The organism is Streptomyces sp. NPDC033131 (genome assembly GCF_055578365.1).
Genome location: NZ_JBVIPA010000031.1, coordinates 98872 through 118731 on the forward strand (window position 1 = coordinate 98872; position 19860 = coordinate 118731).

General features: G+C 69.8%; 17 protein-coding genes. 10 read left to right on the forward strand and 7 right to left on the reverse strand.

Annotated features, from left to right (window positions below):
- Positions 1 to 59: 59 nt before the first annotated feature.
- Positions 60 to 845 (reverse strand): SDR family oxidoreductase, encoded by a 786-nt coding sequence (locus ACZ5XS_RS32120; RefSeq protein ID WP_468657244.1) that lies wholly within the window; start codon positions 843 to 845, stop codon positions 60 to 62.
- A gap of 115 nt (positions 846 to 960) precedes the next feature.
- On the opposite strand from ACZ5XS_RS32120, the gene ACZ5XS_RS32125 reads away from it, so the two are divergent.
- Positions 961 to 1800: a hypothetical protein gene (locus ACZ5XS_RS32125; RefSeq protein WP_468657246.1), complete on the forward strand. Its 840-nt coding sequence runs from the start codon at positions 961 to 963 to the stop codon at positions 1798 to 1800.
- 101 nt (positions 1801 to 1901) lie between these two features.
- On the opposite strand, the gene ACZ5XS_RS32130 is transcribed toward ACZ5XS_RS32125, so the two are convergent.
- Positions 1902 to 3773: an MFS transporter gene (locus tag ACZ5XS_RS32130; protein WP_468657248.1), complete on the reverse strand. Its 1872-nt coding sequence runs from the start codon at positions 3771 to 3773 to the stop codon at positions 1902 to 1904.
- 149 nt (positions 3774 to 3922) lie between these two features.
- Positions 3923 to 6490, reverse strand: a complete 2568-nt coding sequence (locus ACZ5XS_RS32135; protein ID WP_468657250.1) for a D-alanyl-D-alanine carboxypeptidase — start codon at positions 6488 to 6490, stop codon at positions 3923 to 3925.
- 227 nt (positions 6491 to 6717) lie between these two features.
- On the opposite strand from ACZ5XS_RS32135, the gene ACZ5XS_RS32140 reads away from it, so the two are divergent.
- From ACZ5XS_RS32140 to ACZ5XS_RS32150, 3 genes are all read left to right on the forward strand, one after another.
- A complete protein-coding gene (locus ACZ5XS_RS32140; protein ID WP_217243130.1) occupies positions 6718 to 7476 on the forward strand; it encodes a GOLPH3/VPS74 family protein in 759 nt (252 codons plus the stop codon).
- A gap of 311 nt (positions 7477 to 7787) precedes the next feature.
- A complete protein-coding gene (locus ACZ5XS_RS32145) occupies positions 7788 to 8645 on the forward strand; it encodes a helix-turn-helix domain-containing protein (RefSeq protein WP_217243131.1) in 858 nt (285 codons plus the stop codon).
- Positions 8646 to 8855: 210 nt separating this feature from the next.
- Positions 8856 to 9047 (forward strand): DUF397 domain-containing protein, encoded by a 192-nt coding sequence (locus tag ACZ5XS_RS32150; RefSeq protein ID WP_217243132.1) that lies wholly within the window; start codon positions 8856 to 8858, stop codon positions 9045 to 9047.
- Between the two features lie 132 nt (positions 9048 to 9179).
- On the opposite strand, the gene ACZ5XS_RS32155 is transcribed toward ACZ5XS_RS32150, so the two are convergent.
- A complete protein-coding gene (locus tag ACZ5XS_RS32155; RefSeq protein WP_468657278.1) occupies positions 9180 to 10055 on the reverse strand; it encodes a MerR family transcriptional regulator in 876 nt (291 codons plus the stop codon).
- A 102-nt stretch (positions 10056 to 10157) separates the two neighbouring features.
- Complete coding sequence (locus ACZ5XS_RS32160; RefSeq protein ID WP_468657252.1) at positions 10158 to 10670, reverse strand: glutathione peroxidase; 513 nt, start codon at positions 10668 to 10670, stop codon at positions 10158 to 10160.
- Positions 10671 to 10874: 204 nt separating this feature from the next.
- Between ACZ5XS_RS32160 and ACZ5XS_RS32165 the strand changes: the two genes are divergently transcribed.
- Positions 10875 to 12011: a GNAT family N-acetyltransferase gene (locus ACZ5XS_RS32165; RefSeq protein WP_468657254.1), complete on the forward strand. Its 1137-nt coding sequence runs from the start codon at positions 10875 to 10877 to the stop codon at positions 12009 to 12011.
- A gap of 171 nt (positions 12012 to 12182) precedes the next feature.
- On the forward strand, positions 12183 to 13421 hold the full coding sequence (locus ACZ5XS_RS32170; protein WP_468657256.1) for a DegT/DnrJ/EryC1/StrS family aminotransferase: 1239 nt from the start codon (positions 12183 to 12185) through the stop codon (positions 13419 to 13421).
- A 74-nt stretch (positions 13422 to 13495) separates the two neighbouring features.
- Here the strand turns inward: ACZ5XS_RS32170 and ACZ5XS_RS32175 are convergent, their stop codons facing one another.
- Complete coding sequence (locus ACZ5XS_RS32175) at positions 13496 to 13804, reverse strand: MarR family transcriptional regulator (protein WP_468657258.1); 309 nt, start codon at positions 13802 to 13804, stop codon at positions 13496 to 13498.
- 69 nt (positions 13805 to 13873) lie between these two features.
- Between ACZ5XS_RS32175 and ACZ5XS_RS32180 the strand changes: the two genes are divergently transcribed.
- The gene (locus ACZ5XS_RS32180) at positions 13874 to 14290 is read left to right on the forward strand and encodes a DUF1097 family protein (RefSeq protein WP_468657260.1); all 417 of its coding nucleotides are present in this window, start codon (positions 13874 to 13876) and stop codon (positions 14288 to 14290) included.
- A gap of 73 nt (positions 14291 to 14363) precedes the next feature.
- Here the strand turns inward: ACZ5XS_RS32180 and ACZ5XS_RS32185 are convergent, their stop codons facing one another.
- Positions 14364 to 15341 carry a glycoside hydrolase family 11 protein gene (locus ACZ5XS_RS32185; RefSeq protein WP_468657262.1) on the reverse strand — a complete coding sequence of 326 codons (978 nt, stop codon included), beginning with the start codon at positions 15339 to 15341 and terminating at the stop codon, positions 14364 to 14366.
- Between the two features lie 568 nt (positions 15342 to 15909).
- On the opposite strand from ACZ5XS_RS32185, the gene ACZ5XS_RS32190 reads away from it, so the two are divergent.
- The 3 genes from ACZ5XS_RS32190 to ACZ5XS_RS32200 all read left to right on the forward strand — a co-directional run.
- Positions 15910 to 17259 carry a phosphatase PAP2 family protein gene (locus ACZ5XS_RS32190; RefSeq protein ID WP_468657280.1) on the forward strand — a complete coding sequence of 450 codons (1350 nt, stop codon included), beginning with the start codon at positions 15910 to 15912 and terminating at the stop codon, positions 17257 to 17259.
- 812 nt (positions 17260 to 18071) lie between these two features.
- On the forward strand, positions 18072 to 19166 hold the full coding sequence (gene chvE, locus ACZ5XS_RS32195) for a multiple monosaccharide ABC transporter substrate-binding protein (RefSeq protein ID WP_468657264.1): 1095 nt from the start codon (positions 18072 to 18074) through the stop codon (positions 19164 to 19166).
- A gap of 101 nt (positions 19167 to 19267) precedes the next feature.
- On the forward strand, positions 19268 to 19860 hold a 593-nt coding region (locus ACZ5XS_RS32200), incomplete at its 3' end, for a pyridoxal-phosphate dependent enzyme (RefSeq protein WP_468657266.1).

The window sequence follows — 19860 nt, forward strand, 5'->3', positions numbered from 1 at the left end:
TCGGCGAGCTGACCCTGGTTCATGTTCATGAACACCCTCGAGGTGGCCGAAAGAGGACCTCAGCGCATCAGCTCCCCCGCGTTGACCAGCAGCGACTGCCCCGTGATGGCCCGCGCCCGGTCCGAGGCCAGGAACACCGCCGCGTCCGCCACGTCCGCGTCCGCGGCGAGCTCGGGCAGCGCCATCCGGCCACTGAGCCGCTCCAGCACCTCGGCCTCGGGCACGCCCTCGGTCTGCGCCGTGAATCGCACGTACGCCCGCACCGGCGGCCCCCACATCCAGCCCGGCAGCACCGTGTTGACCCGGATGCGGTACGGCCCGAGCTCCCGCGCCAGCGAGTACATCGCGCTCGTCAGCGCCCCCTTCGACGCCGCGTACGCCGCCTGCCGCACCTGCGACGGAGCCGCCACCGCCGACTGCGTACCGATGAACACCACCGCACCGCCGCCCGTTTTCAGCCCCGGCAGACACGCCCGCGTCATCCGCAGCGACCCCAGCAGGTTCACGTCGATCACCGACTGCCAGGTGGTGAAGTCGGCGTCCTCGAGGCCGCCGAAGCAGCTGTCCCAGGCGGCGACATGGACCACGGCGTCGATCCGCCCGAACCGCTCCACCCCCAGCCGGACCAGCGCCTCGCACTGCGCCTCGTCCGTGATGTCCGTCGCCCGGTACGCCGTGTGCGCCCCGTCGGGATCGATCTCGGCCGCGCTCTTGGCGAGGTTCGCCTCCGTCCGCGCGCCGAGCACCGCGTTCCCGCCGTCCCGTACGACGGCCGCCGCGACCTGATGGCCGAGACCGGCCCCGACGCCCGACACGACGACGGTCTTGCCCGAGAGCAGTGACATCGATGGCCTCCCTGTTCACCAGGCGGTTCACCCGGACCCTGGCGGATTAGCTGACGGGGCGTCAGAGTATGGGCGACCGCAGGAGGACGGAAGGGAAGACGGAAGAGGAGTGCCCATGTCCGAAGACACCCGCAGCGAGACCTACGCCGACCTGGCCGCCGTAGGCCCGTACGGAGTCCGCCCCGGCCACGCGCTGATCACCATGGTCGAACCCCACCCGGGCCACGAGTACGCCTACAACCGCTGGTACGAGGACGACCACTACTACGCCGGCGCGATGGCCATGCCCTGGATGTACGCGGGCCGCCGCTGGGTGGCGACCCGGGACCTGCAACTCCTGCGCCGCCCCGCGAAGTCGGCGATCGCCGAGCCGGTCACCGCCGGCTGCTACCTCTCGACGTACTGGATCACCGACGGCCGCTACGACGACCACATGCGCTGGACCGTCGGCATCAACAAGCGCCTCAACCGCGACGGCCGCGTCTACCGGGACCGCACCCACGTCTTCACCGCGTTCCAGGACCACGAGGCGACCGTCTACCGGGACGGAGCGGCGGGGCCGAGGGACTTCCACGCCCTCGACCACCCCTACACCGGCCTGGTCCTCCAGGTCGTCGACACCGAGTCCGCCGGGCAGCGGGCCGAACTGCTGGAGTGGCTGGTCTCCCGCCACCTCCCGAAGCGGGTCACGGGCTCCCCGACGGCCCTGGTGACGGTCTTCCGGCCGACCCCGCTCCCCGGCGACCGCATGTCCTACGTCAAGCAGGTCGAGGGCGTCGACACCCGCCTGACCCTGCTGTGGTTCCTGGAGGCGGACCCGAGGGAGTGCTGGGAGCCGTACTTCGCGGGGCTGGAGGAGGCGGTGGGGGAGTCGGGGCTGGGTAGGGTGGAGCTATTGGCGCCTTTCGTCCCCACAGTGCCGGGGACGGACAGGTACGTGGACCAGCTGCGCTGACCTCAAGGTTCACCCTTTACCCGACCGAGACGGGTGGTGGGTGCGCACAGGCCGGGGGTCTGGGGGCGGAGCCCCCCCAGAGACGCTCACCCCGCCCACGGTCACTTCAACTCATCGGGGCAGGGCGTCCCCCGCGGCACCGTGTAAGGCGCGGCAAGCCGATACGTCCCCGCCTGCGGAGCGACGAGCATCGTCCACTTGTCGCCCTCCGCGTCCTCCTCCGTCTCCATCAGGCAGCCGTTGACGTTGTCGTACGTCTTCGGCGTGCCGTCGGCCCGGTCCTTGGAGGCGTCCGTCTCCTGCGGCGGCTTCAGCTTGTTGCCCTCGGCGTCGACGATGCTCAGCCACGGCGAGTACGGGATGCGGATGAGGATCCGGCCCGCCTTCCTCACCCGCATGGTCATCTCGCCCTGCGCGGCCCGTTCGACGACCGCGTTCGGCTCGGCGAGCGGGGCCGGGTCGGTCACCCGGAACAGCTGCCAGTTGGCGTCGCCCCAGATCTGCTTCAGATACGGCATGCCCCGCTGGACCAGCTCCCGCTCCCGCTCGCCGCCGTCGCCGTCCGGCTCGTCCTTCGGCAGCACCACGAAGTGCACGGCCCAGCGCCCCAGCCACTCGTGGTAGTTCGCGGAGTTGAGCGTGTCGTCGTAGAAGAGGGGGTTGCGCTCCATGTCGGCCTGGCGGTTCCAGCCGCGGGCCAGGTTGACGTACGGCGCGAGCGCGGAGGCCTCGCGGTGCGAGCGGGCCGGAACGACCTCCACGCGGCCCTTCTCGGCGCCGACCTCCTGGAGTTCGTTGACGAGCGGCGCCAGCTCGCGCGCCCAGGACGCCGTGGGGGTCGTGTGGACGACGTCGTCGACCGACTTGAAACCGATCCACCCGGTGAAGCCGACGAAGGCCAGCACGATCGCGTACCACTTGCGGGTGCGCGGCACCGCGAACGGCAGTGCGGCCGCCAGCGCCACCCCCGCGAACAGCATCGCCAGACGCGAGATGTTGGAGCCGATCTGCGAGCTGACCAGCCACACCAGGACGATCGCGAGGGCGTACACCCCGGACGTGATCCGGACCGTCTTCCACTCGCGCGGGACGAGGAAGAGCACGAGGAGCGCGTACAGCAGCGGCAGTATCACCGAGCCGATCTTCATCGGCTGGGTGCCGGCGAAGGGGAACAGCCAGGCGGACACCGCGACGACCGCCGAGGGCGCGAGGCCCAGCGCCCAGGCACCCGGCCGGCGCTTCTGCAGGAACAGCGCCGCCGCCACGAGCCCCACGAACAGGCCCGCCACCGGCGACGACATGGTCGCGAGCGCGGCCAGCGGGGCCGCGCACAGGGCCTTCGCCCACCGCTTGTAGCGCCAGCGGTACGGCCAGCAGAACACGACGGCGACCGCGCCCAGCGCGAACATCGTGCCCAGACCGAACGTCACCCGGCCCGACGCCGCGTTGCACAGGAACGCGAACACGCCCGCGAGCGACGCCCACAGCGGGTTCTTCACCGAGCGGCTGCGGATGAGGACCATCGTCAGCAGCCCGGCCGAGACCGTGCCCGCGATCATCATCGTCGTACGGACACCGAGGACCGACATCAGATACGGCGACACCACGCTGTACGACACCGGATGCATGCCGCCGTACCAGGCCAGGTTGTACGCCGAGTCGGGATGCCGGCCGACGAACTCCGCCCACGCGTCCTGCGCCGCGAGGTCGCCACCGCTATTTGCGAACGTGAAGAACCAGACGATGTGCAGCACGCCGGCGAGGGCGGTGACGGAGAGGGCGGGGCGCCGCAGAAGACGCTCGCGGAGGGCGAGAAAGGCGTTCCTTGATCTGGCTCGGAAACCGGATCCGCCCGAGGAGGGCCTACGGCCGTCCTCGTGGTCCTCCGGCTCCGGTGCGGGCACGCGTATTCGCGGGCCGGTTCCCGGACCCGGATCGGTGTCGTCGGCGTGTGTCGGCTCCGCTGTGGCCACCTGAAGGCACTCCCCGTGGTGTCCCGTCTTCTGTTCTCGGCCGCGTCCCGTGAGCGACCTGCCCGATTCGTGACGCTAGCACGCAGTTCCCCGACCGGAACCCGGGCGGGCTCCGGTCGGGGAGGATGCGGCGCACTTATGGGCCCGGATCAGCCGAGACGCGTCAGCTTGTCCGTGTACCCCGGTTCGACGAGGTCCCGCTGCAGCGCGACCGGCACCTTGACCGCGCCGCCCGAGCCGTCACCCACGGTGAGCGTGCCGACCTTGGTGCCGGCCTTCGCGGTGTGCGGTACGTCGTCGGAGGCGAACGACAGCTTCACCTTGAAGCCGGCCCAGCCGACCGCGGTGACGTCCTTGGTGACGACGACCGGGGTCTGCCCGCCGAGCCCGTCGTCCACGTACCCGACGACGTCGCCCTTCTTGAGGATCTTCGCCGAGGTCATCGCGTCCTGCGCCGCCAGCATCGCGACCCGGCTGACGTCGTTGACGGTCTTGATGATCGGCGCCTTGTGCTGGCCGAGGATCGCGCCCACGAGGGTGACGGTCTCACCGCCGACCTCCTTGCGGGCCGCGAAGAGGAGGTTGCCGCCGGCGGCGGTCGTCGTACCCGTCTTGATGCCGATGGCACCGTTGTAGGGGACGAGATAGTTGTAGTTGTACCACTTCTGCCCGGACGGATCGATCCACTGGCCCATGGACGTGATCTCCATCAGGGCGGGCATCTTCACCAGCTCGTTGCCGAGCTTCACCTGGTCCTCGGCGGTGGAGACGGTGGTCTCCTTCAGGCCCGAGGCGTCGGTGTACGTGGTGTTCTTCATCCCGAGGTCCTTGGCGGCGTCGTTCATCTTCTTGATGAAGGCCGCCTCGGTGTCCGCGTCCCAACGGGCCAGCAGGCGCGCGACGTTGTTCGCGGACGGGATCATGATGGCCGTGATGGCCTGCCGCAGGGTTAGGTTGTCGCCCTGCTTGATGGTGTTGAGGGTGGACTCGCCGTCCTTGTTGTAGCCGCCCTCCTTCTCGGCGGTGGCGTCGACGGGGATGTTCGGCCCCTCCGCGCCCGACTTCAGCGGGTGGTCCTTCAGCACGACGTACGCGGTCATGGCCTTGGCGACCGACCCGATGGCGACCGGCGTCTGCTTGCCGAAGTCGCCCATCGTGCCGATGCCGTTGACGTCCATCCGGCCCTGGCCCTCGCTCGGCCAGGGCAGGGCGGCCTCGCTGCCCTCGAAGGTGTACGACTCGTCGGCGGTCAGCGTCAGCTCGGGGGCCGGAAGTGGGCGTACGGCCTGCACGATCGCAAACACGACCGCGAGCAGCAGCGCCAGCGGGGTCCAGATCTTGACCCGCCGCACGATCGTACGGACCGGCGTCTCCGGCGGCGGCGGCGTGTTCGTCAGCTCCGCCAGCAGGTCCAACGGCGGCCTCGGCGGCAACGGCTGCTGCGTCGTCCGCTCCGGACCGACCTGCGGCAGCGCGGAGGTGGCATCGGCCGGCGCCGCCTTGCGCGTCGCCGAGTCGTCCAACGGCTTCAGCGCGACGAACTTGCTCGTCCGCTCGGCGGGGGGCTCCGGCGCCTCCGGTGCCTCGGATGACTTGGATGCCTCGGGCTCGGGCTTCCTCGCGGCATCACCGAGCTTCAGCATGGTCGTCGGCTGATCCACGGCGGGCGCGGGGGGCCGTACGGCCTTGAAGACGGCGGTGGCCTGGTCGACGGAGGGCTTGGCGTCCTCGACGTCCTCCGAGGTGTCCGACTCGGGCGTGCCGGTGGCCTCGGCGTCGGAGGAGGGTTCGTCGTCGGATTCGGGCTGTGCCGCGCCGACCTCCGCCTCCGCCTCCGGCGATTCCGTACCCGCGTCCGCGTCGGTCTCGGCACCGTCCTCGGTGTCTTCGGCGTCCTCGGTGTCGGCCTTCTCGTCCGCCGAGGCCACCCACGCGGCCACGGCGTCACGGAGCCGGACGTCACCCGCTGCAGGGGCCTCGTCACGGTCGTCGGCGGCACCGGAACCCGCGTCGGCGGAGGAATGCCCGGCCTCGGCGTCCTCGTCCTGCGCGTCAGCGGCGTCGGCCTCCGGGGCCTCGGCCCGGGGGTCTGCGGCTTGCGTGGCCTCTGCGGGGTCGGCTTCAGGTGTCCCGGCGTCTTCGGTGCGGGGTTCCTCGGCGTCATCGGTGGCCTGTGCGGGCTCCGTCGCCGCGGGGTCGGTCGTCGGGGCGGTGGCGTCGGCCTCCGGCGCCTCGGCGTCTTCGGCGTCCTCGGCCCGGGGGTCCGTGGCTCGCGTGGCCTCTGCGGGGTCGGCCTCCGGCTCGGTGGCGTCCGCTGTGTCCGCGGCCGCCTCCGTGGCGGCCTGGGCGGCCGTTCCCGCCCTCTCGGCGCCCGTGTCCCCGGTCTGCGGCTCCGCGGCGTCCTGAGCGGGCTCCTCGGCCCTCTCCGGCTCCTCGGCCGTCTCCGGGGTCTCCTCGGCCGTCTGCGCGTCCGCGGTGAGCTCTCGTACCGAGAACACCCTCGTGGCCGTGTCGACGCCGCCACGGGCCGTGGAGGCGGTACCGGAGTCCCGGGCGACCGCGAGGCGCGGATCGCGCTTCTCGGGGGGTTCGGGACGCTGGGAGGACTCCGTCCTGGCCTCGGGAACCGGGCCCGCGCTCCCCGACGTCGGTTCTGCCGACGACTCGCGCTTCTTCGACCTGTCGGGGGACTCGCCCGCCACCGATGCCTCCTCCATGCGCCGCACGCGACCGTGTCCGTGCGCCTATCGAACCGTGAACCGCCGCCCGGAACACCGCTCCTGCGCGGTGTCCGAACCATGTACCAGTGTCCTGTGTGTGGGCTTGCCCAAGGCGGTAGACGAGAACGACATACCTACCGGTTCCCTTACAAACAGGTCACGCACCCTCGACAGACCAATGTGAGAGGGGTCACCCTGTCATTCATCCACGCGGGGAGGCATGGATGGGCAGGAGCCGCAGAACAATTCCGGAAGAGCTTCTGTTGCTGGCGCTGGACCCGACCACGGGTACCACTGCACAGCCGCAGTCGCTCGACCTTGGTCTGGCCGGAGCACAGCTAGTGGAGCTGGCGCTGGCCGGACGGATAGCCCCGGACGGGGATCGTATCGCCGTGGTGTCCCCACGGCCGACTGGAGATCCAACACTGGACTGCGCGTTGGAGTTGCTGCGAAGGCGTGGCGCTCCCGTACGTGCCGTCCACTGGATTGGCGGGCCGCGTCTCGGGCTCCGCCAGACCTACCTCTCGCATCTGGAGCGGTGCGGCATGGTGCATGCCGTGGCGGGACAGATGTGCGGAGTGCTGCCGACGACTCGCTACCAAGCGACGGAAACCGAGATCAGCCGGGAGATCAAAGCCCGACTGGACTCCGCGATCCGCACCGGCGTACCGCCGGACCCGCGGACCGCGGCGCTCGCTGCACTGGCGCACGCGGTCGGCCTCGGCAAGCACCTGTATCCCGGGAACGAGGGACGCTCGTCCCGATCCCGGCTGCGGGACCTGATCAGGCACGACCCCATGGGCGGCCTCGTGGCACACGCCGTGATGGACGTCCAGAACGGTGCGGCTGCCCAGCCGCGCCGCAACCCTCCGGCACCGGCCGGCCGCCAGGCCGCGCCCGGAGCCAGGCCCGCACCGGAACCCGCGCGCGGCGTTCCGATGCAACCGCGCCGAGGTTCGATGGCGCGCGTCGTGGCCCACTGAGCCGCAGTTCCACGACGGGCACCGCGGCAGCACGATCCGCACCACAGGGCACCACGCACCACAGGGCACCACGCACCGCCGAGCGCCGCACCGCAGTCCCCAAGACCGGTACGGGAGCCGCTGTTCCGCGCGGGGTGACAGAACCGTACGTCCGGACGACGACGCGGTTCCGCCGCCCCGCGCGGCCGTGTGTGCGGGAGCTGCGCATATCCACCGTTTCCCAGCGGTAGTAAGCCCCTTGGTGGCAGTCTGCTCAACAGCAGATACGCAAAGTGGCAAGTATGAGGCACGCAGCCGGAGGTGCACGTCCCGTGGCGTCCAATGTCAATCCCACCGTCAGGCGGCGCCGGCTGGGCCAGGAGTTGCGCCGCCTGCGCGAACTCAAGGGCATGACGGCCGAGGAGGTCGCCGAGCGACTGCTGGTGTCGCAGTCGAAGATCAGCCGGCTGGAGAACGGCCGGCGCAGCATCAGCCAGCGCGACGTGCGCGACCTGTGCGGGGTGTACGAGGTCGAGGACCAGCGCATCGTCGAGTCGCTGATGCAGATGGCGAAGGACTCGCGGCAGCAGGGCTGGTGGCATGCGTTCGGGGACATCCCGTACAGCGTGTACATCGGCCTGGAGACCGACGCCGAGTCGCTCCGCGTCTACGAACCCCAGATCATCACCGGGCTGTTGCAGACCCGCGCGTATGCCGAGGCCATCATCAGGGGCGGCTCGCCGGAGACGTCGGACACGGAGATCGACAAGCGGGTGCAGGTCCGGATGCGGCGGCAGGATCGTATCGCCGCGGAAGGGGAACCCCTGCGGCTGTGGGTCGTGCTGGACGAGGCGTCGCTGCGCCGGGTCGTCGGGAGCCGCCCGGTGATGCGCGAACAGCTGGAGCACCTCGCCGAGATGTCCCAGCGCCCGCACATCACCGTGCAGATCCTGCCGTTCGAGGTCGGCGCCCACCCCGGCATCAACGGCCAGTACTCGATCCTGGAGTTCGCGGACGCGGCCGACTCGAGCGTCGTCTACATCGAGGGCGTGACCAGTGACCTGTACCTCGAGAAGGCCCACGATGTGCAGAAGTACACGGTGATGTACGAGCACTTGAGGGCGCAGGCGCTGAACGTCGACCAGTCGACCCGGCTCATCGAGGACGTGGCCAAGGAGTACGCACGCTGAGCCTTCGCGGCGCCCTGTGAGGGCCCCTGGCGAACGAAAGGCCGCATGCTATACCCCGGCCGGGCCGCACTGGAAGACTCCCCTGGAATATGCCATCCGGAAGAGTGAACGACTGCTCCAGAAGAGGATGTGAGCGAGTAGCGTCGATCACGCCAACGATCAGCAAAGGTTGGCGGAAACCGAACTGCGCAACTGGCTTACGGAGCAAACATGGCAATTCTTCAGGGCGCCACGGACTCGTGGACGAAGTCCTCGTACTCCAACAACAACGGCGCCTGTGTCGAGGTCAAGTCGCCCACCGTCGCGGAGCTGGACGTCCGCGACTCCAAGGTCACCGACGGGCCGACCCTGGCCTTCCCCACCGAGGCATGGAACGCGTTCGTGGCCTCGGTCAAGGCGTAGGGAGCGGGTCTTTCTGATCCTCATTCCCAGCCGAACGCACGATCGACAACTGCACAAGCACCACTGTAAGAGCCCTCTCGACCAGCCCGCCGTCCTTGCCGAGGGGGCTCGGCTTGTGCCCGGACGCAGCCCTCAGCGCACCGGGAACGCCACGTCGCACACCGGGTCCTCGGGGCCCGCCGCGTCCCAGTCGGCGAAGTAGACCTCGCGGCACGGCCCGTCGTACTCCAGACCCTCCCGCTTCAGCCACACCTCCACCGCCTCGAACGCGGCCAGGATCTGCGGATGGGCCACCTGCGCCTTGGAGATCCGCGTACGGGCGAGCCGCCGGGCCGGTTCCCTCCGGACGCCGAACTCCCGCCCCCGGCCCTGCTCGGCCACCCACGCCCGCGCCGCGGCCTCGTCGGCGACCGGCACACACGACTCGGCCGGGCCGTCGCTCTCCATCGACACCTCGGAGTGGTAGACGACGAACGGCGCCGCCGTCACGCCCCCGCACCGCCGCGCCGCCTCCTCCAGGCGCCCCAGCGACGCGCCGATCCAGGCCGGCAGCTCGTCGGCCAGCGTGTGCCGGGTCTCGGTGATCACCACCTGCGCCGGTACCTCCACCGTCTCGACCACGAACTTTCCGTACATCTCGCAGCTCCTCCCCGACAGTCGTCCACGGAGGTACTCGACGAGCGTCCGCTGCCCGGCCACCCGCGCCTCGACGTCCGCCCAGTACGCGGCGAGCCGGTCGGCACTCTCGGTGCCCGCCGCCTCGACCACCTCGGCGATCCGCGCCAGCGGCATGTCGAGTCGGCGCAGCATCGCCACGAGCCGGGCCCGTTCCACCTGGCTCGCGCGGTAGTAGCGGTAGCCGCTGACCTCGTCGACGTGCGCCGGTGCCAGCAGTCCGAGCCGGTCGTACAGCCGCAGAGCCTTGGCCGAAAGCCGGGCCCGCGCGGCGAACGCGCCGATGGTGAGCAGGTCCTTGTCCACTGGGTCCACTGCGTCCACTGCGTCCACTGCGTCCACTCGGTCATCCTCCGTCGCCGGGCGGCTCTTCCGCCCGGCGACGAGGACGCTCGACCCTGCCCCAGGGGCAAGGTCAACCGGACCCCGGGAAGGTCAGCCGGCCAGCTGTGCCTCTACGGCCGCCACGACCTCGGCCGACTCCGGCTCGGTCTGCGGCGAGAAGCGGGCGACCACCTTGCCGTCCCGGCCGATGAGGAACTTCTCGAAGTTCCAGCGGATGTCCCCGCTGTGCCCCTCGGCGTCGGCGAAGCCGACGAGGCGCTCGTACAGCGGGTGCCGGTCCTCCCCGTTCACCTCGACCTTCTCGGTCATCGGGAAGCTCACGCCGTACGTCGCCGAGCAGAACTCGGCGATCTCCTCGGCGCTGCCGGGCTCCTGTCCGAGGAACTGGTTGCAGGGCACGCCGAGCACGGTGAGACCGCGCTCCGCGTACTGCGCGTGCAGTCGCTCCAGGCCGGTGTACTGCGGGGTCAGTCCGCACTTGGAGGCCACGTTCACCACGAGCACGGCCCGGCCGGCGTACTGGGCGAGATCCGCGGAGCCGCCCTGGAGGGCGTCGATCCCGACATCGAGGGGGGAAACACCGTTGCTGTCTACAGTCGTCATGCTCGGATGCTAGCTCCGCGAGGTGAAGCCCCGGCGACCGGTACGGAAGGAACGGCCCGGGCCGCCTCCGACCCGATCCGCACCCATCCGTTACGACCGGCACCCTTGACAGGGTGCGTACTGTTTCGCGACTTTTGGTCCTTGGGGCCGGACGCGGTCGACGCGTCATGGGGGAATACAGGGGGGCGGTCGCCCGTGCGAGCCATGAGCAAGGTCGAGTCGGACATATCGATCCACAGACCCGAGGAGCTGAGCGCCGAGCTCCGCGGGGCCTGGCACCGGGCGATGGACGAGTCGCCCGACTACGCGAACCCTTTCCTGGCACCGGAGTTCGCGGCCGGTGTCGGCATGTACCGCGACGGGGCGGCCCGGGTGGCCGTCCTGCACCAGCACGGGGAGCCGGTCGGCTTCCTGCCGTACGAGCGGGGCGCCTTAGGCGTCGGCCGGGCCATCGGGCTCGGGCTGTCCGACTGCCAGGCCCTCGTGCACCGCCCCGGCGTCACCTGGGACGCCCGGCTGCTGCTGCGGGCCTGCGGGCTGTCCGTCCTCGAGTTCGACCACCTCGTCGAGGAGCAGAAGCCCTTCGGCGGCTTCGTCACGGGGATGTTCGCCTCGCCGGTCCTCGACCTGAAGGACGGCGGCGACAGCACCTACCCGGAGTGGCTGCGCGCCACGTACCCGGGGCTCGCCAAGACGACGCTGAAGAAGGAACGCCGCCTGGGCCGCGATGTGGGCGAGATGAGGTTCGTCTACGACGAGCGCGACCCGCGCATGCTGCGCCGCCTCATGGAGTGGAAGTCCGCCCAGTACCGCAGGACGGGCCGGATGGACCGGTTCGCGCGCCCGTGGATCGTGGCCCTGGTGGAGCACCTGTTCCAGGTCCGCGAGGAGCACTTCACCGGCATCCTGTCCGTGGTGTACGCCGGGGACCGGCCCGTGGCCGCGCACTTCGGCCCGAGGTCGCGCACCGTGTTCGCGGCCTGGTTCACGGCGTACGACCCCGACTTCCACTACTACTCGCCCGGCCTGCTCATGCACCTGCGGATGGCCGAGGCGGCCGGCCGGGACGGCGTGCGGCTGATGGACATGGGGCGCGGCGACAAGGAGTACAAGGACTGGCTCAAGACGCGTGAACTGCGCGTGGGCGAAGGGTTCGTGACCCGGCCCCACCCGGTCGCGGCGGCACACCGGCTGTGGCGCCGGCCGGTACGCGGCCTGCGCAACACGGTCCTGGCCCATCCCGCCCTGCGGGAGCCCGCCGACCGCCTGCTGAAGACGGTCGGCACCCTGCGTACGTCGGCCCGTCCGGCGCCGGGCCGGGCGGCACCGCGCGCGCACTGAGCGGACGACCGGTCCGCCCGCTCCTTCTCCCGCCCCACCGCGTCCTTTCGCGACGGTGCCGGCGGCTCTGCACACGCGCACCGTCAGGCGCCATCCCGGGCCCCGCCACGGGCCCTACGACGACTTCTTCAACGGTCCCTCGCAGGGGCCCCTTCGACGGAAGAGGTGACGATGCCGATGCCGTACGGATCCCGGCTCGCCGCGACGATGACCCGGCGACTGGGACGGGAATGCGTCTACACGCCCTCGGCACGGCTGGCCCTGTACCTGGCGCTTCGGCGCTGGTGCCGGCCGGGCGGGCGCGTGCTGATGTCGCCGGTCAACGACGACGTGATCCTCTTCGTCGTCCTGGCGGCCGGGCTGCGCCCGGTGCAGGCCCCGGTGTCGGCCTGGGACGGCAACATCGACCCGTCCGCCGTACCGGAGGCCACCTGGCGGAACCTGGACGCGGTCCTGACCACGAACCTGTACGGGATCCCGGACCGGGTGGGTGAACTGCGCGCCCGTTGCGAGGCGTTGGGCATCCCCCTGATCGAGGACGCGGCCCACGCGATCGGCACGCACGTCGACGGACAGCCGATCGGAACGTTCGGCAGGGCGGCGGCCTTCAGCCTCTCCAAGCACGTGGCGGCGATGGCCGGCGGTTTCCTCGCCGTGGAGGACGCGCGCACCCGGCGCGAGATGGAGCTCCTGCGCGACGACCTCCTCGAACCGACCCGTCTGCGCGCCGACCTGGCCGCGGCCCTGCGCCCCCTGGCGCGCTCGGCCGTCCGCACCCTCCATCTGGTCCGGCCGGCATGGCGCACGATGCGGCGCCTGGGCCTCCTCGAACGCGACACCTTCCGCATGGCCCTGCACGCCCCGCGCCTGTCCGCCTCCGCACTCCGGGCGCCGAGCCTGACCGCGTACGAACCCTGGGTCCGCGTCGACCTGCACGACTTCCGTACCCGCCACGGGGCCCTGGTCCGCGGCCAGTTGAGCCTGCGCATGGCCCGCCTCGACACCAACCTCACCCACCGCAGGGCCGGCGTCACCCTCCTGTCCGGCACGGCCTGGGCCTCCCCGGCCCTGCGCGACCGGGCCGCGCACGAGGGCCCCTTCCCCCTCTTCCGCGCGCCTCTCCTGGTCGACGACCGCGACGCCCTGGTGGAACGCCTCGTGAACCACGGCATCGTCTGCGGCTACATCTACGACCCCCCGCTCGACGACTACGCGGGTGCGGAGTTCGTGGAACCGTCTCCCGACCCGGCCCCCGCCCGCTGGTTCGCCTCCCACGTCCTCCCGGCGGATCCCCTCCTCGCCCACCAGGTCACCAGCGCCCTGACCAGGGAACGAGCGAGGACCGCCCGTTCGCCCACCCCGGCCCCGGTCCCCGACACGAGGAGGCCGGGGACGCCGCTGGGACAGTGAGGCCGCGGGCGTGACGGTGTCAGGGCCGCGATGAAGCGGCAGCGTGCCGCCGTGCCGCCGCGTCCGGCCGACCGTCAGCCCAGCCGCCGTGAGGCCCGCTGCAGCAGGGTCCGCAGCAGGGCCGTCTCCTCGGTGCCCAGGGCGGTCACGATGTGGTCCTGTTCGCGTTCGACCGCAGCCGTCCAGCGGGTCAGCGCCTCGCTGCCCCGCTCGGACGCGAACACCAGAACGCGCCGCCGGTCCGCGTCGTCCACCCGGCGCAGGACGAGGTTGAGGGACACCATGCGGTCGACGACCTTGGTGAGGGTCGGTGCGGACAGCAGGGCGAACTCGGCGATCTCGGTCATGGGGCGGCCCTCGCCCCCGCCGAGGAACGACAGCACCCGCCACTCCTCGAGCGTCGCCCCCTCCGCCTTCAGCGCCTCACCGAGTCTTTCGCCAACGCCATCGCCATGATCACCGCCACCACGACGGGGGCGGGGTTCGCGGTGGTGGCCGTACTCCTCAACCGTGAGACGGGCACGATGTTCGGCACCGGCGAGTTCGCCCAGACCCTGGCCCTGGGGGTGGTGATCTTCATCGTCAACGGCACCCTGCTGGCGACCGGCCGGCTGAAGCCGTTCGCTCTCATCCCGGCGATGTTCTTCGGCTTCGCGTCGACCTTCGCCACGTACTTCGGCGGATTCGGCTATGACGCGGGGAACCTGGGCGCCTCCTTCGTCAGCGCCGCCGCCATGTGCGCCCTCGGCCCGCTCGCGGCCACCCTCGGACTGCGGCTGATGTTCACCCCGGCCGCCACCACGGCCGAGCCCGGGACACAGCACGAGACCAAGGAGGTGACCCCTGCGGCGAGCGAGGCACCGGCCTGACCCTCGTAGTCCTCACAGGTGTGGCGCGGCGGCCATGGGCCACCGCGCCACACGTGCTCCGGGTGGCCGGTGATCAGGCCGTACTGCAGGAGACCGTCGGCCAGGTCCAGTTGCCGTTGGGCTGGATGGTGACGCCGAAGGTGTTGCCGCTGCCGTTGGGTTTGGCGGTCAGCACCTGGGCGCTGGGGTAGCCGGCGCTGGTGTTCCAGGTGGAGAGGACCTTCGCGGGGGAGGGGACGTTCATGGTCACGGTCCAGTTGCCGGCGCCGGAGACCGCGACGTTGAGGTTGTAGCGGTCGCTCCACTGCTGTCCGGCGGACAGAGTCGCGGTACATCCGCTTCCGCTCCCCCCACCACCACCGGTGGTACCGCCCACCGTGATGTTGGAGCTTCCGCTGCTCTGGTATCCCTCGGTCGCGAGGATCATGTAGTAGTTGAAGCTGCCGAGGGGCATACCGGCGCGGGCCCAGGCGTCGAAGTGGTTGCCGGTGGTGATGGTGCCACCCGTCCGCTTCGCCTGCCGGACGCTCCAGTACTGGTCGAAGGTCCGAGTGCCCTCGACGGACGGGGCGTTGTACCGCGTCGTCTTGTAGATGTCGTACGTACCGCCGTCGCTGGTGACGGTGCCCATGTGCGTCCCGGTGGGCCGGTAGGTGCCCCAGTTGTCGACGATGTAGTACTCGACGAGCGGGTTCGACATCCAGCCGTAGAGCGTCAGGTACGCGTTGCCGGACGGGTTGAAGGTGCCGGAGTAGGTCACACTCCTGCGCCCGCCGGTGCTCCAGCCCTTGCCGGCGACGAAGTTCCCGGTGTTGCTCCAGGAGGTGCCGTAGTTGCCGCCGGAGCCCAGGTTCATGGAGACCGTGCCCGGGGCGTCGGTCCAGAACGAGTAGTAGTAGCCGTTGTTCGTGCCGGTCTGGTTCGTGTTGACGACCGTGTCGGCGTGAGCGGTGCCGGGCATGGTCAGCGCGGCGACAGCGACCATGACGATGGCGCAGGCGCTGCTGATGAGAAGCCGGAAGCGGCTGAGCGGTGCGGGTGCGTCGTTCATGTGCGTGTTTCCTCCTCGTCCTCGTGAAGGCCGTTCAACGGCGACAGTGTTGGTCTGGGCACGACAACTGTCAATTATTTCGGCAATGTAAGCGAAACATTCGCTGAGCCGACGGTGCGTGGAAGCTGAATATGGCCTGATGGGAGGCGATGAATGTCAGGCCCGGCGAGAGTCGGCCATCGAAAGGCGGCAGCTAATGATCAGCACGAGAGACGGAAACGTCGAAAGTTTCGAAGCCTTTCCGGATCACCACCCGCTGCGTACCGCTGGTTGCGACACGACGCCGCTGTACCGCAGGATGCCGACGGGGGTGGCTATGGAACGGAGATTATCGGTGCGGCTGCCGGCCGGTGACGACGAGGTATCCGTGGCCGAGGTGGAACGCGGACCGCGATCTTTCCGTCTTTCCCCGTCGGGCGGGCTGCTTTTCGCGAGGAGAAAGTGGCCTCCACCGGAAGGCGGCGCGCGAAACCCACCCTTACCTAGCCAAATCTAGAAAATCGGCCGAAAATTGAGACACATAACAACGAAGATATCTTCGCGAATAAGGCCCGGAAGCCCGCTCTCCGTGTGGCGTCAACCACGGGCGGGACTCTGGGTGGTGGTGGGTGTCGTCGCCCTCGGATTCCTCGTCGCGCTGGAGATCGCCGCACGTCACTACGGCCTGCCGGGGCCGATGACCTGCCAGGTGCAAGAGGTGATATTCCCGCCCAAGTCAGGCTTCCTGCTGTATGCCGGTATGGCCTTGATGATGGTGGTGCTCACCTGGCGGCAACGGTTCATCGCGTTCGGTACCGCGGTCGGAATAGACGTCGCCTTCTTGGTCGTCCGGTGGACGTTCGACGTCAAGGTGACCGACGGCCACCCCTTCGGCAACGGCGCGTTGTGGGTGATCCTGGGCTGTGCGGTCATCGCCGTCACCCGCCGCACCGGCCCGGAACGCGTCCTGCTCCTGAAGGGCGTCGGGCTCGCCCTGCTGCTGGTGGCCGGCCGCAAGACCGGCGACACCTGGCTGCTCATCACCTCGAAGACCCGCCCGATGGTGCTCGACCAGTACGTGGCAACCGCCGATCATGCACTGGGCAACCCCTCATGGCTGGTGGGCCGGATCGTCACGGCCACCGGCCCGATCGGCTTCAACATTCTCGACATCGTCTACGGCCAGCTCGCGGTGGCCGCGGTGATCGTCGCGCTCTACCAACTGCGTAACGTGGCGGTCGAGCGCCGCTTTCCGGGCCATCACCTGGTGCGCACCTTTCTGGTGATCGGCCTCCTCGGACCCGCCATCTACATGATCTTCCCGGTGGTCGGACCGATCTTCGCCTACGGCACCGGCGCCGAGCACTGGGCGTCGGTCAGCCTGTGGGCGAAAACGCCGCCCACCGGGCAATGGGCGTTGGCCAACCTGTGGCCGAACACGCCGCCGCCGATCACTGTCCCGCAGCACATGCCGTTCGACGGGATCACCCCGCGCAACTGCATGCCCAGCCTGCACACGGCGTGGGCCACCGCGATATTCATCCATTCCCGTAAGGGCCCACGTCTTCTGCGATCCGCGGGAACGTTCTGGCTGATCGCCACGCTCACCGCGACGCTGGGATTCGGCTGGCACTACGGCGTGGATCTCCTCGCCGGCGTGGTGTTCACGCTCACGATCGAGGCCGCCCTGCGCTCGCTCGACCGCGGCTGGGACCGATCGGGGATCCAGCTGGTCGCTTACGGTGCGACCGTCTTCGCCGCGCTCCTGCTGTCGTATCGCTATCTGCCGTTGGAGATGGCCCAGCACCCGTGGGTGGCCGGACCGCTTCTCGTGCTGGCGATGACCTCAGTGGTCTACGGCTACGTGAGAACCACCGCCCTGTGGGAATCGAGAACCGCACCGGCCCGGCAGTCGGAACCGCAACCCGAACTGGTGTGAGAGGAGCGGCAACACGAGAGTGCCGCCGCCCCCCCATTCTTCGCAGGTGCGCAGGGCTTCGCGATCAGATGCCGGGCGCGGGCTGTTCCCGCAGGCGCCGCGCGCCGCTGCTTCGTCCAAGGCCCCGAAGCCGTTCGCCAACACCTTTCTGTAACCGTTCGAGTTCACCCCGTTGACACCCTGCAGCCTCACCCTTAACCTCACGCCAATATTTGGAACATGTGACGAGATTTCGAACAGTTGAAAGGCGATTGTCCTGTGCACCCCCGGAAGCAGCACGCACGTGGCCAAAAGGCCGTGGCGCGGCCTGGCGTACGTACAGGAGCACACCGGTAAAGGGACCACGAGACTTCGGCGAGCGCCGGATGCCGGGCCGCAGGACGCACTGACCGGCGAACTGCGGGCCACCGGAGGCGTCTGAGCACCGACTCAACCGACGTGCCGCGCGACCTGACCTCACCACCCTGTGAGCGAGGTCCGCCGGTTGTCCACTCGCCGTGAAACCTGAACGCCAAGACCCCCCCGAAGACCTCGGCGGCCACGTGCGGATCCACGAGGGTGCCGAGCTGATCCGCCCCGGCGCACCGCTCCGTCCTGAAGTCCGGCCCGTCCAGGGCACCCGGGCCCGGGGATCCACCCGTACGGCACCCCCATCTGCGGTCCCCCACCCATGGACACCGCCCGGGAGTACGTACCGCGCGCCCGACGCGCTCTGCCCACCTGCTCACCGCACGGCCCGCTCCACCGCTTTCCCCTCGGCGCCTGATACGCCGTCCTCTCCTCAACGACGAGACGAACAAGGAACGATCACCATGTTCAAGCGAAGAGCCGCTCTTGCCTTCCTCGGCGGAGCCGCCTCCCTCGCCCTCACCGTGTCCGCCTGCGGCGAGAGCGGCGAGGCCGGCTCCCAGAGCTTCTCCAAGGGCGGGACGGTCGGCATCGCCATGCCGACCCGGGCCTCCGAGCGCTGGCTCACCGACGGCAAGAGCGTCGTCCAGGGTCTGAAGGACAAGGGATACAAGTCCAAGCTGGTCTACGGCGACGACGACCCGAAAGCCCAGGTCGCGCAGATCGACAGCCTGATCAAGCAGGGCGTCGACGCGCTGATCATCGCGGCCATCGACGCCAAGTCGCTGAACGGCGTGCTGCAGAAGGCCGCCGACGCGCAGATTCCGGTGATCTCCTACGACCGGCTCATCATGGGCACGAAGAACGTGGACTACTACGTCTCCTTCGACAACGAGATGGTCGGCCGGCAACAGGCCCGCCACATCATCAAGAAGCTCGGCCTGGAGGAAGGCAAGGGCCCGTACAACATCGAGCTGTTCGCCGGCTCCCCCGACGACAACAACACCAAGTACTTCTTCGACGGTTCCATGGCGCTCCTGGAACCGTTCCTGGAGAGCAAGCAGTTGGTCGTCCCGTCCGGCGAGGTCGAGATGAACCAGATGACCACCCTGCGCTGGGACGGCCCCACCGCGCAGAAGCGCATGAGCCGCATCCTCGCCAAGTGGTACGACGGCAAGGACCTCGACGCGGTCCTGTCGCCGTACGACGGCATCTCCCGGGGCGTCCTGACCGCGCTGGACTCGTACGGCTACGGCTCCGACGGCAAGCCCCTCCCGGTCATCACCGGGCAGGACGCCGAGCTGGACTCGGTGAAGTCGATCATCGCGGGTCAGCAGTCGCAGACCGTCTACAAGGACATCCGCGCGCTCGGTGAGGCCGCCACGGAGATGGTCGACGACATCCTCACCGAGAGGCTGCCGAGGATCGACAACAGAACCGACTACAACAACGGCGTCAAGGACGTGCCCGTCCACCTGCTGCAGCCCCAGAGCCTCGACAAGTCCAACATCGACATCCTGGTCAAGGACGGCTACTACACCGCCGAACAGCTCAAGTAGCGACACGGCCCCTCCGCGATCCGCCCGCACGACGCTCGCCGGACCGCTCCCGGATCGATGACCCGACAGGAACGGCGCCGACGGCACTACGCTGCTGTGTCGTGCAGGAGACGCGCCTCGACACCGCTCGGATCAGGGCGGCCCGCCGGGTCATCGACCCGATGTTCCTCGACACTCCGCTGTACCGCTGCGAGGCGCTGGAGCCCGGCCTCGGGTGCACGGTGAGTATCAAGCTCGAAACGGCGAACCCGGTCCGCAGCTTCAAGGCCCGCGGCACCGAGGTCGTCGCGAGCCTGCTCGCCGGCGACGGCTCGCGAGCTGTGGTGTGCGCCAGCGCGGGCAACCTCGGCCAGGCCCTCGCGTGGTCCGGTCGCGGCCGGGGGCTCGACGTGACCGTCGTGGCATCCCGCTTTGCGACTCGCGCCAAGCTTGATCGCATCCGCGCGCTGGGCGCCCGGCTTGAACTGGTGGACGGCGACCACGAGTTGGCTCGCGACCGGGCGGCCGCCGTCGCGAGCCACGACGGCGTCCGGCTGGTCGAGGACAGCCTGGACATCGAGACCTGCGAGGGCGCGGCGACCATCGGCCTGGAACTGGTGGACACCGTGCCGTCGTTCGACGCCGTCCTGATCGCTCTCGGCGGCGGGGCGCTGGCCACCGGCGTGGGTCATGTGCTGAAGGCCCTGGCGCCCCA

Coding starts and splice junctions, on each gene's coding strand:
- ACZ5XS_RS32120 (WP_468657244.1), bottom strand. CDS start 845: ATGTCACTGCTCTCGGGCAAGACCGTCGTCGTGTCGGGCGTCGGGGCC.
- ACZ5XS_RS32125 (WP_468657246.1), top strand. CDS start 961: ATGTCCGAAGACACCCGCAGCGAGACCTACGCCGACCTGGCCGCCGTA.
- ACZ5XS_RS32135 (WP_468657250.1), bottom strand. CDS start 6,490: ATGGAGGAGGCATCGGTGGCGGGCGAGTCCCCCGACAGGTCGAAGAAG.
- ACZ5XS_RS32140 (WP_217243130.1), top strand. CDS start 6,718: ATGGGCAGGAGCCGCAGAACAATTCCGGAAGAGCTTCTGTTGCTGGCG.
- ACZ5XS_RS32150 (WP_217243132.1), top strand. CDS start 8,856: ATGGCAATTCTTCAGGGCGCCACGGACTCGTGGACGAAGTCCTCGTAC.
- ACZ5XS_RS32160 (WP_468657252.1), bottom strand. CDS start 10,670: ATGACGACTGTAGACAGCAACGGTGTTTCCCCCCTCGATGTCGGGATC.
- ACZ5XS_RS32165 (WP_468657254.1), top strand. CDS start 10,875: ATGAGCAAGGTCGAGTCGGACATATCGATCCACAGACCCGAGGAGCTG.
- ACZ5XS_RS32170 (WP_468657256.1), top strand. CDS start 12,183: ATGCCGATGCCGTACGGATCCCGGCTCGCCGCGACGATGACCCGGCGA.
- ACZ5XS_RS32180 (WP_468657260.1), top strand. CDS start 13,874: ATGATCACCGCCACCACGACGGGGGCGGGGTTCGCGGTGGTGGCCGTA.
- ACZ5XS_RS32185 (WP_468657262.1), bottom strand. CDS start 15,341: ATGAACGACGCACCCGCACCGCTCAGCCGCTTCCGGCTTCTCATCAGC.
- chvE (WP_468657264.1), top strand. CDS start 18,072: ATGTTCAAGCGAAGAGCCGCTCTTGCCTTCCTCGGCGGAGCCGCCTCC.